Raw genomic sequence first — 13,330 nt, 5'->3', positions numbered from 1 at the left:
CATGTGCAGAGCCTGGCCGGTCGGAACCAGATCGAATCGAGCCGAAGTGCGGCCGCCCGCCCGGTAATTCCCGCGGCTCGCCGGTTTCCCTTCCCCTGGGCCGTATCCGTGTGCCACTCTTCCCGGGAAAGCGGAAACGAGGGAGGTACGGAATGCCGGACCCGTCGCGGAGCGCAGATCAGCGGGGTGCGGATCAGCGGAGTGCAGATCCGAAGGAACTGGCGCGCCGGTCTTTTGCCGTCATCAATGCGCACGATCTCTCGAAGGCCGACTTCTGGCGTGACGACACGGTCTACCACGTCGTCGGCAGCGGGGTGTACCGGGGGGAGACAGCGATCCGCCGGTACTTCGCCGAACTGCTCTCCGCACTGCCCGACTTCCATCTCGAGGTGGAGCGGGAGATAGCGCAGGACGGTTGCGCGGTGGTGGTGTGGAATGGCTTCGGTACGTTCCGCGGCACCCCTCTCCAGGGAATATCGGCCACCGGCAGGAGGATTACCCTGCACGGTGTGGACGTCATGGAGACGGATGGCGGCTTTATTCGCTCCAATACGATTCATATGGATGGTCTGTCCTTGGCCAGGAATATCGGTCTGCTGCCGCCCGACGGGTCGGCAGCAGACCGCGCGCTAAAATCGGGATTCAATCTGCGGACCAAGGCCCGCCGCCTGTTGTCGTCCCGTCGGTAGCCGGCGGGACAGCGCCTCGGCGAACGCGCGGGGGTGACGGCTCGGGAAGAAGTGGCCCCCGGGGACCCAGTCGAGCGTGCAGGCCGCCGCGGTGAGCGCGTGCCAGGCGGCGAGCCCGCCGGGCCGGGTCTCCGGGTCGTCCCGGCTCCCTATCACCGCGATCGGATACCGGAGCGGCGGGGCCGGCCGCGGCCGCCAGTGTTCGACGGCCGCGAAATCGGCCCTGAGCATCGGTTCGAAGACCGCGAACACGGCCGGATCGTCGAGGACTTCGGCCGGTGTCCCGCCCATCCGGCGCAGGTGCTCGGCGAACAGCGGCGCCGGCAGGTGCGCCACCGGCCGCCGGCGGGCGGGGTGCCCGGGCGCGTCCCGGGCGCAGGCCACCAGGGCGCACGGCTGCCGTATCGGGAGCCGTGCCAGCCGGACGGCCACCGCGTAGGCCAGGGCCGCGCCCATGCTGTGCCCGAGCAGGGCGTACGGGTGCGCGCTCCCGGGCCACGACGCCAAACGGCCGGCGATCTCGTCGGCCGTTCCGTCGAGCGAGCGCCGCGGTTCCTCGCCGAGGCGGCTGCCACGGCCCGGCAGGTGTACGGCCCACACGGCGATGTCCGGCAGCGGCCCGGACAGGTGCCGGAACGCCTCGGGGCCCGCCCCGGCGGGCGGGAAGCAGAGCAGGCCGAGGGTTTCGGGGCCGGGTGGCGGGCCGGACAGCCGGCGGAACCAGAGCCCGTCGTCGGCCGCGGTCACGACACCGCCTCCGCTTCCCCGGGCCCCGGTTCCGGTGCGGCGCGCCGTTCGCCGGCCAGTGCCGCGAGGATCCGCCGCGCGGCCCGCTGCCCGGAGGCCACGGCGCCCTCCATCCCGCCGAAGGACTGCCAGGTCGTCTCCGCCCCCGCCCAGTGCACCAGCCCGTCGGGGGTGCTCATGTCGGCGAGCGGGCCGGTGATCAGACCCTGGTCGGCGAGGCCGAAGTAGCAGCCCCGGGCATAGGGGTCGGCCGTCCAGTCCTTCTCCACATAGCGTTTGACCTGCCGGGCCGCCGGACCGTACACCCGGGCGAGGGAGGTGAGCACCGCCTCCTCGCGCTCCCCGGCCGGCAGCGCGGCGAACGCGTGGGCCCGGTCGCCCGGGACGAAGCCCGCGAGGACGCCGTGCGAGCCGTCCAGCGGCGACAGGTCGAAGGTCGAGGTGACCGGCGGACGGTCGCTGACCATCTGCCCGTTCAGCCCCCGCTCGCGCCAGAACGGACGGTCGTACACGGCGAAGACCTTGACGATCGCGCCCATCGGCAGGCCCCGCAGCGCGCGGACCCGGGCGGCGGGCAGCCCGGGCGTGAAGTCGATCTCGGCGGCCAGGGCGGGCGGCACCGCCACCACGGCCCGGCGGGCCCGGACCGTCGTCGTGTCGGTCTCCGCCTCCACCCAGGAGGCCGTCTGCCGGACGCGGCGCACGGCGTTCCCGAGCAGCACCCGGCCGCGCAGCCGGTCGGCGAGGGCGTCGGCGACCCGGTGGGCGCCGCCGAGGAAACGGTCGGCCATCAGCCCGCCCCTGACCCGCGTCAGGGCCTCGAACCCGCCCAGCGAGTCGATGTAGGAGAGAGCCTGCAGCAGGGTGATCCGGTGCGGCTCGGCCCCCCAGACGGTACGGACCGCGAGGTCCACCAGGGCGCGCCCGCGGCCCGTGCCGATCCGGTCGTCCAGCCACCGGCCCAGGCTCTGCCGGTCCCAGGCCTGGGCATGGGCGGCGAGCCACGGCGCCTCCCGGGGCAGGGTGCGGGCCAGCGCGTCGAGTCCGGCGGTCGCCCGCCCGGCGGCCACCAGGTCGGGCAGGGGGACGGGCGGCAGCCCGGCCCGGAACCGGCGCACCCGCCCGCCGTAGTCCAGGAGCCGGGCGCCCCGGTCGTAGGTGGGGTGCGAGCCGATGCCCAGCTCGGCGGCGAGCGCGGCCAGCCGGTGCTTCGAGGGGCCGAACCAGGTGCCGCCCAGGTCGAGCGAGACCCGCTCGTCCAGCGGCTCGCCCAGCACCCGGCCGCCGACCCGGTCCCGCGCTTCGAGGACCAGCGGCTCGCGGCCGGCCGCGCGCAGGGCGTGGGCGGCCGTCAGGCCGGCGAGCCCGGCACCGACGACCACCACGTCCGCCTCCGCGGACGCCCGGCCGCCGCCCTTCCCGCGGGCGCTCACCGGCCCACGCTCGCCAGCTCGGGCAGCTCCCCGGCGAAGAACAGCTGCCGGCACCGGGCGCGCCGGGTCTTGCCCGAGGAGGTGCGGGGGATGGCCTGCCGGGGCACGATGACCACCCGGTCCGGGGCGTGCCCCAGGCGTTCCCGCAGCCTGGTCATCACCTGTCCGGCCAGCCCGGCGGCGTCGGCGCCGCCGCGGCCGATCTCGGCGACCACCACCACCCGTTCGGTGTCGGGCAGGCCGAAGGCGGCGCAGACCTGGCCCACCCCGTCCACCTCGGTGGAGAGGTGTTCGTACTCCTCCGGGTAGAGGTTGCGGCCGCCGGCGATGATCACGTCCTTGATGCGTCCGCAGACGACCAGTCCGTCCTCCGTGAGGTATCCGAGATCGCCCGTGTGGAGCCAGCCGTCCCGGATCACTTCGGCGGTGGCGTCGGGGGCGTTCCAGTACCCGCGCATCACCGAGGGCCCGCGCAGGCACACCTCGCCCACCCGGCGCGGGCCGAGTCCGCTCCCGTCGTCGCCGGTGATCCGGACGCGGACGCCGGGGATGGGCGGTCCGCACACCACGAGCTCCCGGGCGTCCGGGGAGCCGGCCGGGACGGGTTCGGCCACCCGGTCCGCGGCGAGCCGGGCGGCGGACACCCGTTCGCGGACCATGGGCCGGTCGTACGGGCTGATGGCGACGGCCAGGGTCGCCTCGGCGAGGCCGTACATCGGGGTGATCGCCTGGGGGCGCAGACCGTGGGCGGCGCCCGCCTCGGCGAAGGCGTCCAGGTTGGCCGGCCGGATCGGTTCGGCGCCGTCACCGCACACGCGCAGCGCCGACAGGTCCAGGTGCCGCGGGCGTTCCGCCATGCCGCGGGCGGCCAGCCCGTAGGCGAAGTCGGGGGCGACGGTGTGGGTGGCGCCGTAGCGGGAGAGCGCGTCGACCCAGGAGTCCGGCCTGGCCAGGAACTCCTCGGGCGGCTGGAGCACGAGCCGGGCCCCGCCGGCCAGCGCGGCCAGCGTGGAGATCAGTCCCATGTCGTGGTAGAGCGGCAGCCAGTGGACGACCACGCCGGGCGGCCCGTCGTCCATGCCCAGCGTTCGCCAGGCCGCGGCCGCGTTGGTCATGATCTGACGGTGCGTCAGTGTGACGGCCTTGGGGGTGCCCGTGGTGCCGGAGGTGAACTGGAGGTAGGCCACGTCGTCCGGCGCGCGGCCGGCCGGCGCGGGGGCCGGGCCCTGGTGTGAGACCAGGTCGGAACAGGAGACGAGGGGCCGGTCCGGCCGGTCCGCGCGCCCCAGGCGCCGTGCCACGAAGCCGTGGAAGGCGTCGGAGACCACCAGGCACCGGGCGCCGACGTGGTCCAGGCGCCGCTCGGTCTCCGCCATCAGGTCGCCCAGGTCGGCCAGCCGGTGGGGCAACGGCACGATCACCGGCACGGCGCCGGCCCGCCACACCCCGAAGAGGGTGCAGAGGAACGCCGACGACGTCGACGACATGACGGCCACCCGGTCGCCGCGCCCCACGCCCCGGAGGGCGAGCGCGGCGGCGACCCGCCGGGCGGTCGCGGCGAGCACCGCCCCCGGCAGCGGAGTCTCCTTCAGGTCCTTGTCGACGAGCAGGAGTCCGGGGCCGCCGCGGGCCGCGCGCTCCAGGACCTCGGGGACGGTGGCCGCCCCGAAGACGTCCTCGGGGCGCGGATGGCCGGTGGCCGGCCCGTCCTCGGCCGCCGCCTCTTCCCGTGCGGCCGTTCCGGCCGGCACGACGTCACTCGTGTGCATCGCTGTCCCCCTGAGTATCCGCCGGCCGAGCGGCCGGCTCCCCCGTGGACCGGGGCGGTGTGGCCCCGCTCCGCTGTGCGCGGCGCGCCTTCGGGCGGGCCGCGGTCTGCCGGTCCAGGTAGTCCGCGACCTCCCGGGCCAGCCGGGGCGCGTCGCGGCGCACCCGGCGCAGGTTGCCGCTGAACGGGTGGGTGTAGCCCATGAAGAAGAAGCCCGGCGCCCCCGGCAGCGGTCGGGCTCCGTCGGCGACCGGGTCGCCGTCCCCGTCGAGTACGCCGAGGTGTCCCACGAGGGCGTCGAGTCCGCGCCGGTACCCGGTGGCGGCGATGACCACCTCGGGCCGGATGCGGCCGCGGTCGCCGAGGACGACCTGGTCGCCCTCGAAGGAGACCACCTCCGCGACGGGCTCGATCAGCCCGGCCCGGAGGGCGCCGAGGAACCCGGTGTCGATGACCGGGGTGACGCCGCTGACGCGGTACTGGCTGTACAGCCCGGACCGGGGGGCCGGCAGGCCGTACTTGGCCAGGTTGCCGACCGTCATCCGGTTGACCGGGCCGAGGAGGAGGTCGCCGAGGCGCGGCGGCAGCGTCTCCACCATGGCCGGGCCCAGCAGGGTCGGCACGCCGAGCAGGGAGCGCCGGACGACGTGCGGTGGGGTGCGCACCGAGAGGCGGGTGCGGCGGACGCCGCCGCGGGAGACGATCGAGGCGATCTCCGCGCCGGAGTTGCCGGTCCCCACCACGAGGACGTCCCGTCCGGTGAACGGCGCGGCGTTGCGGAAGGCGGAGGCGTGCAGCACCCGTCCGGTGAAGCCGTCCAGGCCCGGCCAGTCGGGGAGGAAGGGCACCCGGTTGTATCCGGTGGCGACCACCACCACCGGGACCTGCCACTCCCCGTCCGAGGTGGCCACGCTCCAGCCCTGCGCGGCCCGGTCCACCCGCTTGACCTCGACGCCGTGCCGGACCTCGATGCCGTGGTGGGTGACGTAGCGGCCCAGGTAGTCCAGCAGTCGGTCGCGGGTCACCCAGGTGCCGTCGGCGCGGGAGAACGGCATGCCTGGCAGGAACGACATCCAGTTCGGGGACTGCAGGCGCAGCCCGTCGTAGTGGTCGTGCCAGGGCGCGGCGAGCCGGTCGGTCCGTTCCAGGACCACGGTGCCGACGCCGCAGCGTTCCAGCATGGCCGCGGCGGACAGGCCGCTCGGCCCGGCGCCGATGACCACGGCCTCCAGGGCCCGGCGGCCGGGGGCGGTCGCGGGGCGGCCGCGGCGGCGCCGCACGGTGTTCAGCGGCGGGAACCGCTTCCCGGCCGGTTTGCTCGCCCGGATCAGCATGACGCCTCCGTCTCCGCGGCCAGGCGGTCGAGTTGGGTGCCGAACGACCGGGCGAGGGACTCGATCGTGGCCCGGGTGTGCAGGTGGGTGCTGTAGTTCCAGACGAGCCGGATCTCGCCGCCTTCCGACAGCGCCATCAGGTCGATGATCCGGGGGCGCCGGCCCGCTCCGCTGCGGTGGTAGCCGAAGGACTCCTCCACCGGCCGGGCGTCGCCGGTGAAGTACTCGCTGACGTCCCCCCAGAAGTTGAAGCCGACGTCCGGTGGGGCCAGTCGGGCGAGCCGGGCGCGGATCCCGGGGTCGGGATGCAGGTACCGGAGGATTCCGTAGCCGGCGCCGCGATGCGGCACCTCCCGCAACTGGTCGCGTACGGAGAGGAGTTCGGCGAGCGGTCCGGCGCCGTCGGTGCGGCGCAGCAGCATCGGCGAGAGCGTCGAGAGCCGGGTGACCGTCCGGGCGATGTCGAGGTCGCCGAAGACGGGTTCGCGGCCGTGGCCCTCCAGTTCCACCATCAGCTCGCCGCCGCCCGTCCACGCGGTGACGGTCCGCAGCAGGGCGGTGAGCAGCACCTCGCGGACCTCCACCCCGTGCCGGCGGGGAAGGGTGGTGAGCACGGTCTCGGCGGTGTCGCCGGTGACGGTGGCGAACAGCCGCTCGGCCGAGGACTGCACGTTCTCGCCGTGCGAGTCGACGGGGACGGGCTGCCGAGGGTGGTCCACGAACCGCGTCCACAGGGGCAGTTCGGCCGCGAGCTCCGCGCTCGCCGCGTGCTCGGCCAGCCGCTCCACGCACCAGGTGACGGGCGCGGTCTTCGGCGGCAGCACCACCTCCCGGCCGGATTCCAGCTGGAAGTAGGCGGTGCGCAGGTCCTCGTAGAAGACGCGGGACGAGTAGTAGTCCATCACCAGCCAGTGCGCGCTGACCAGCAGCCGCGGCGGGCGGGCCGGGCCGAGGTCGAAGCAGGTGAGCAGTACCGTGGGCCCGTCGGCCAGGTCGAGACTGCCGTTGCGCTCGGCGACGTGCCGGCGGAGGACGTCCTCCAGCCCGGCGTCGGGCACGTCGCTCAGGTCGACGGAGGCGACGAGGGAGGCGGCGAGCGCCTCCTCGCCGGCCAGCCGGCCCTGCCACACCCCGTCGACGCGGCGGAACCGGGTCCGCAGGGCGTCGTGGCGGCGCAGCACCTGCCGCAGCGCCTCGGCGAGCAGGGTGGGGTCGACGGGGGTGTCCAGGACGAAGACGGGCCACATGCCGTTCCAGTGGTCCATGTTCTCGTAGGACTGCTCGAAGAACCACTGCTGACTGGGCGTCAGGCCGACGGGCCCTTCGACGAGGCCCTGCGGCGCCTCGTTCGCCGGCGCGGTGCGGGCGAGGGCCGCCTGTTCGGCGACGGTGCGGTGGGCGAAGAACTCCTGCGGGGTGAGGTGCAGGCCCTCCTGGGCGGCCCGGGCCAGCACCCGTACGCCCAGCAGGGAGTCCCCGCCCGCCTCGAAGAAGTCGTCGTGCCGGCCGATGACGGTTCCCGGGGGCAGGACGGAGGCCCAGGCGCCGGCCAGGGCGCGTTCCCGCTCGTTCGCGGGCGGCTCGGCGGCGGTCTCGGCGGGCTGCGCGGGTTCGGGCAGCGCGGCGCGGTCGACCTTGCCGTTGGGGCTGAGGGGCAGCGTCTCCAGGGTCACGAACCGGCCGGGGACCATGTACGAGGGCAGGTGCCGGGCGGCGAACGCCCGGAGCTCGTCGGCGGCCGGGGGCCGGTCGGGGAGCTGGGGGACGACGTAGGCGACCAGCCGCCGGGCGCCCCGCTCCGGGCCGACGGCCGCGGCGACGGCCGCCCGGACCGCTTCGTGCCGGGCCAGTACGGCCTCGATCTCGCCGAGTTCGATCCGGTGCCCGCCGATCTTCACCTGGAGGTCCTCGCGCCCGAGGAATTCGAGGGTGCCGTCGGGCAGGTACCGGCCGAGGTCGCCCGTGCGGTACAGGCGCTCGCCGGTTTCGGGGTGGACGGGGAAGCGCTCGGCCGTGCGCTTCTCGTCCCGCCAGTAGCCGGCGGCCAGCCCGGCGCCGCCGATGTAGAGCTCGCCCGTCACGTGGTCGGGCCGGGGGCGGAGTTGTTCGTCGAGGACGTGGAAGGTCTGGTTGCGCAGCGGGGTGCCGTAGGGGATGCTCCGCCAGGTGGGCGACACCCGGTCGACGGGGTGGGCGATCGACCAGACGGACGCCTCGGTGGCCCCGCCGAGGCTGATGATCTGGGGCTCGCCGGGGGACACCGCGCGGATGCGGTCCGGCAGGGACAGGGGTATCCAGTCGCCGCTGAGCAGGACGAGGCGCAGGGAGTCCGGGAGTTTGCGGCCGCGGCGCTCGGTGTGTTCCGTGAGCAGCTCCATCAGGGCCGGCACCGTGTTCCAGACCGTCACCCCGTGGGCGGCGAGGAGACCGGCCCAGCGGGCGGGGTCGCGGGCGTCCTCGGGCGCGGGCAGGACGAGCGCGCCGCCGGCGCCGAGCACGCCGAAGATGTCGTAGACGGAGAGGTCGAAGCCGAGCGACGACAGGCCGAGCACCCGGTCCCGTTCGCCCACGCGGAAGCGCCGGTTGATGTCGTCGACCGTGTTGACCGCTCCCGCGTGCGGGATGACGACGCCCTTGGGCTCGCCGGTGGAGCCGGAGGTGAAGATGACGTAGGCCGGGGCGTCCGGGTCCACCGGCACCTCGGCGCGCCGGGCCGGCGGGGTGGGCGGGCGTTCGTCGACGACGACTTGGCGCAGGCCGGCGGGGATCTCGGTGCCGGGCCGGGTGACGGCGACGGTGGCCTCGGCTGCCGCCAGCAGCCGTGCGACGCGCCGCGGCGGGAGTCCGGCGTCCACCGGCAGGTAGGCGGCGCCGGCGCGGAGGATGCCCAGGACGGCGACGACCTGTTCCCAGCCCTTGTGCATCACGACGGCGACCGGCCGGCCGGGGGCCACGCCGAGACCGGTGAGGTGGTCGGCCAGGGCGGCCGCGCGCTCGTCGAGTTCCCGGCGGGACAGGGTCCGCCCGGGAGCGATCACCGCGGGTGTCCCGCCGTGCTCGCGCAGCCTTCGGTCGACGGCGGCGTGCAGGGCTTCGACCGGGCGTGGGCCCTCGGTGGCGTTGACGCGCCGGCGGACGGCGAGTTGCCGGTCCGGAAGCGGCACGGCGGCCGGGCCGTGCGCCCGCTCGGGGTCGTCGGCCAGGGTCTCCAGCAGGTGGCGGTAGGCGGCGAACATGTCGTCGAGGACCCCGGGCGGGAAGGCGTCCTCGACCGCGTCCCAGCTGACGCTCAGCTCGTCGCCGAGGGAGACCACCTGGTTGTCCAGATACACCTGGGGCGTCCGGGACACGGCGTGGCGCTCGGTGAAGACGATCCCCTCCAGGTCCTCGACACCGTTGCCGCGGCCCTGGATCAGGCTGGTGAAGACCACCGGCATGACGGCGCGCCGGCCGCCGCGGGCCATCTCCCGCTGCACCCTGACGCCGCTGAACTCGCTGTGCTCCAGGTCCTGGCGCAACTGCCGCTGGAGTCCGGCCGCGGCGTCGGCCAGCGCCGGCGTGGCCCCGAGGTCGCAGGCGAGCAGGATGGTGCTGGTGAAGTCGCCCACGGTGGCGGGCAGGTCGGGGTGCCAGTAGGGGCGGTCCGCGAGCGTGACGTTCACGGTGAACCGCGGCGTCTTCGACCAGGTGCGCAGCACGGCGGCGTAGGCCGTGCACAGCAGCGCCGAGGAGGTGACGCCGAGGTCCGCGGCCCGTGCGGAGAACCGGCGCCAGCGCTCGGCGTCCAGCCGGAACCGGCGGCGGACGAACCGGGGCGCGTCCGTGCCGGGCCACTCGACGAGGGGCAGGTCGGGGGCGGCCGGGAGTTCGGCGAGCCGGCCCAGCCAGTAGTCCCGGGCCTTCGCGTGGCGCGGCGTCGTCCGACGGGCCTCGCGAGCGGCGACGTAGTCCCGGAAGGTGACGCCGAGGGGCGGGAGTTCCGCCTCCGGTTCGAGCATCAGCCTGATCCACTCGCCGAGCAGCAGCCGGATGCTCCCGGCGTCGGCGAACAGCAGGTCGACGCCGAAGTACAGCCGGACCAGGTCGGGGGCGAGGGTGTGGGTGCGCACCTCGTACAGCGGCCAGGTCTCCTGGTCGAACCGCCGGCCGGCGAGCCGTTCGCGGGTCTCGGCCAGGATCCGGTCGCGCTCCTCGGCCGGGAGCCCGGAGAGGTCGGCGTGGGGAACGCGGTAGGGCTCGCGGACAGGGAGTACCCGTTGGCGGCCGTCCGCGTCCATGACGGCCCGGAGCATGTCGTGCCGTTCGACGAGCCGCCGGAACGCGGCCTCGATCCGGTCGGCCGGGACGGCCGTGATGTCGAGTTCGAGGAAGAAGTACGCGGACCGGCCGCCCGCCTCGAAGCCGCGGCCGCCGAGCCAGTACGCCTGCTGGACGTCGGTGAGCGCGAAGGGCTCGAACCGTTCCTCCGGAGCGGGTCTGATCGGTTCCTCGCCGGCCGCCGGCCCCCGCGCCGCGGCCTGTCCGGCCACGGCCCGGGCGATCTCCCGGAGGGTGCGCGGCCCGAAGAAGAAGTCCAGGGGGATATCGGCGTCCCAGCGCGCTTCGAGAGCCGAGCGAAAGGCCGTGGCGGCCAGCGATTCGAGGTGGAGGGGCTCGTCGGGTCCGATGGTTTCCGGCCGTCCGGTGCAGCCCGGGTAGAGGTGCGCGAGTGCGCGCAATATATCCGACTCTCGGTTTCCGTGAATGTCCGTGCTGACGATTTCTTCGTGCATGGATCCCCGTTGTCCCGTCGTCGATTCCCTGCCACTGGCAGAGGCTGTCATGACTGCGGGTGGCACATACTTTCAACCATTGCCGACATGTGTCAAGAATATTTCTTGCACCCACTTCCACCTGCGGCTTCCTGGCTAATACATGATCGGAAAGCGCTTTGGAATACCGGGATCCGAATGCGGAGAAAATGGGATTGATTCCCGAAGGAAAAGTGAGCTGGCGATTGATCAAGGCGCTCACCTGGCCCCTTTCCAGGACCGGACAAAAAGATCAGGGCCGCTTCGTTCAATGACACCGGACCGCCCCGGCTGCGGCGGAGCGAACACCCCCGATGTGGAGCACAAGGGACATAACGATCGGCGATTCGGAGGCATACGATCCGGCCATGGATAATTCGCTAAAAAGACGCCGCCAACGCTGAAGTATTTTCGGCGGGGTGCTAGGTTGCGAAGCCATGGGAATGAAGAAAGCCTGTGGTATCGCGTACCGTCGTACCGGTAGCGGAGAACCGCTCCTGCTCATTCATGGGACCGGCGGATCCCACGCCGTCTGGAATCCGGTCCTCGACCTGCTCGCCCACGAACGCGACGTCGTCGCGGTCGACCTGCCGGGCTGCGGAGCGAGCCCACGGCACGCCCTCCGCGGCGCGCTGACCAACGCCTCGGTGGCCGGCCTGCTCAGGGAATTCGCCGAGGAGATCGGCCTGGAACGCCCCCATGTGGCGGGCGCCTCGCTCGGCGGCCAGGTCGCGCTCCTGCTCGGCGCCCAGGGGTTCGCCCGCTCGGTCGTGGCCTTCTCCCCCACCGGCTTCTACACCGCGGGCGAGGCACGCCGGCTGCGGCTGGTCGTCTCTTCCCTGCGCCTCTCCGCCCGGCTCGCCCTGCCCCTGGCACCCCTGCTCGCCCGCAGCGCCGCGGGCCGCCAGGTCCTGCTCGGCACCAGCTACGGGAAGCCCGCCGCCGTCCCCCCGGAGGCGGCCCTCGACACCGTCCGCTCCCTCGCCCTGAGCACCAGCGTCGGCGACATGCTCCGCCGGGCCAACCGGGAACTGCCGGGCGGCGGACTGGCCTCCACCCCGGAGGCCGCCGCCCACCCGAACGTGGGGATCGTCGAGGGGCTCGCGGACGTACCCCTCACCATCGCCTGGGCGGAGAAGGACATCTTCCTCCCGGCGCGGATGGCGGCACGCGCCCGCCGCGCGTTCCCCCACGCGCGGCACGAAATCATCGCCGGAGCGGGCCACTTGACGACGTGGGACGCTCCCGCCCGGGTCGCCGACCTGCTCCTGGAATCCTCCTTGGCGGCCACCGGCGCGACCGCGCCCTGAGCGGGCCGCGCGTCCCGGGAAAGGGGCACCCCCGACGGTCCGGTCCGGACCGTCGGGGGTGCCCCGGGGACGTGCGAGACAGGCGGCGCGGCCCGGTCAGCGGGCGGGCGTGACGCCGTCCTCGGCGGGATCCGGGTACAGCGTCGCCCGGCGGAAGGCGTCCAGCCCCGCCGGGGGTTCCGGGGTCGCGGGGGCGGTCGGGAGGCCGGTGGCCAGGGCGTAGAGGGCCGTTTCCCGGATGCCGTCGATGCCCAGGGCCGCTTCGACGTCCGTGTCCCGGAAGGCGGCCGTCTGGAAGGGGCCCAGGCCGAGGGCGGTGGCCGTGAGGGCGAAGGTCTGGCCGAGGTGGCCGGCGTTCAGGAGCATGACGCGGTAGGCGCGCGGGGCGCGGTACTTGCTGCTCATGCGGTCGACGACGGCGGTCACGAACACGGTGACCGGGGCCTCCGCGATGGCGGACTGGTCCCAGCACAGGTGGGCCGCCTGTTCCCGGGTGAAGCCGGGGTCCAGCAGTTCCAGGGAGTGTTCCACGCAGTTGTAGTGGTAGAGGCCGGGGGTGATGCCCTCGACGGCGAAGACGCCGACGTACGCCTCCAGTTCGTGACGGGAGCCGCCGGCCGCGCTGGTCCGCTTCATGAGGGCGCCGAAGTCCTGGCCGTCGAGGAACTCGCTGGGACCGAACACCATGGCCAGGAGGGCGGCCAGCGAGGGCAGCGGCAGGGCGGCCGGCGCGAAGGCGCGGTGGGTGCGGCGCGCGTACAGCGTCCGGACGTATCCGGCGTCCACGTCGAGGGGGGCGCGGGGCAGCAGGACGCGGTCGGCGTCGGGGTAGTTCTTGAAGAGGGCGGAGCGGCGGCCGGCGCGGAAGTCCTCGTTGACGGACGGGGATTCGCTGTAGTCGGCGTCCTTGCTGGCGTAGTGCAGGACGGCGGCCTCCGGCGACCAGCTCTCCCAGTGCTCGGCCAGCCGCTCGTCCGGCCCGTCCTCGCCGGCGGAGACGAGGAACCCGTAGGTGTGGAGCTGCCGGACGGCCGCGCGGCAGGACTCCGGGTCGTGGTCCGGGAACGCGGCCACGGCGTCGTCCTCGGTGGACCAGTCCGTGAAGGCCGCGAGGATGTCGGCGGCCACGGGCGCGACGGACATGTGCGCGCCGGTCAGGTAGTTCTGGACGACGAAGGAGCCGTCACGCCAGTAGCAGACGAGGGCGTGGGCGCGCCGGAGCTTCACTGCGTTCTCCTCGGGAGCTGTCTCTTATACAC

The 13,330-nt window shown here is 74.0% G+C and carries 8 protein-coding genes; 2 read left to right on the top strand and 6 right to left on the bottom strand.

The genetic code is table 11. The features are described from left to right. The first annotated feature begins 152 nt into the window (after window positions 1–152). Window positions 153–689, top strand: coding sequence for an ester cyclase (locus tag ACSNOK_RS02615; protein ID WP_436778886.1), 537 nt, complete (start codon window positions 153–155; stop codon window positions 687–689). Here the strand turns inward: ACSNOK_RS02615 and ACSNOK_RS02610 are convergent. The 5 genes from ACSNOK_RS02610 to ACSNOK_RS02590 are packed head-to-tail and all read right to left on the bottom strand — an operon-like array spanning window position 630 to window position 10,689. Then, window positions 630–1,436 carry a thioesterase II family protein gene (locus ACSNOK_RS02610; protein ID WP_436778885.1) on the bottom strand — a complete coding sequence of 269 codons (807 nt, stop codon included), beginning with the start codon at window positions 1,434–1,436 and terminating at the stop codon, window positions 630–632. The two genes, ACSNOK_RS02615 and ACSNOK_RS02610, sit on opposite strands and share 60 nt — an antisense overlap. Further along, window positions 1,433–2,869, bottom strand: coding sequence for a flavin monoamine oxidase family protein (locus tag ACSNOK_RS02605; RefSeq protein ID WP_436778884.1), 1,437 nt, complete (start codon window positions 2,867–2,869; stop codon window positions 1,433–1,435). Before ACSNOK_RS02605 ends, ACSNOK_RS02610 begins: the two co-directional genes overlap by 4 nt. Further along, window positions 2,866–4,638, bottom strand: coding sequence for an AMP-binding protein (locus ACSNOK_RS02600; RefSeq protein ID WP_436778883.1), 1,773 nt, complete (start codon window positions 4,636–4,638; stop codon window positions 2,866–2,868). Before ACSNOK_RS02600 ends, ACSNOK_RS02605 begins: the two co-directional genes overlap by 4 nt. After that, window positions 4,625–5,971 (bottom strand): flavin-containing monooxygenase, encoded by a 1,347-nt coding sequence (locus ACSNOK_RS02595; protein ID WP_436778882.1) that lies wholly within the window; start codon window positions 5,969–5,971, stop codon window positions 4,625–4,627. The genes ACSNOK_RS02600 and ACSNOK_RS02595 overlap by 14 nt, the downstream gene beginning before the upstream one ends. Beyond that, window positions 5,965–10,689, bottom strand: a complete 4,725-nt coding sequence (locus ACSNOK_RS02590; protein ID WP_436778881.1) for an amino acid adenylation domain-containing protein — start codon at window positions 10,687–10,689, stop codon at window positions 5,965–5,967. The genes ACSNOK_RS02595 and ACSNOK_RS02590 overlap by 7 nt, the downstream gene beginning before the upstream one ends. Window positions 10,690–11,198: 509 nt before the next feature. On the opposite strand from ACSNOK_RS02590, the gene ACSNOK_RS02585 reads away from it, so the two are divergent. Beyond that, the gene (locus tag ACSNOK_RS02585) at window positions 11,199–12,071 is read left to right on the top strand and encodes an alpha/beta fold hydrolase (RefSeq protein WP_436778880.1); all 873 of its coding nucleotides are present in this window, start codon (window positions 11,199–11,201) and stop codon (window positions 12,069–12,071) included. 96 nt (window positions 12,072–12,167) lie between these two features. Here ACSNOK_RS02585 and ACSNOK_RS02580 read toward each other — a convergent pair whose 3' ends face one another. Further along, the gene (locus ACSNOK_RS02580; protein WP_436778879.1) at window positions 12,168–13,298 is read right to left on the bottom strand and encodes a SagB/ThcOx family dehydrogenase; all 1,131 of its coding nucleotides are present in this window, start codon (window positions 13,296–13,298) and stop codon (window positions 12,168–12,170) included. Between the last annotated feature and the right edge of the window lie 32 nt (window positions 13,299–13,330).

This window comes from Streptomyces sp. URMC 126, assembly GCF_051386555.1.
Classification (GTDB): domain Bacteria; phylum Actinomycetota; class Actinomycetes; order Streptomycetales; family Streptomycetaceae; genus Streptomyces.
Note: the sequence above shows the minus strand (reverse complement) of the source record. Positions and strands in the feature narration are given on the sequence as shown.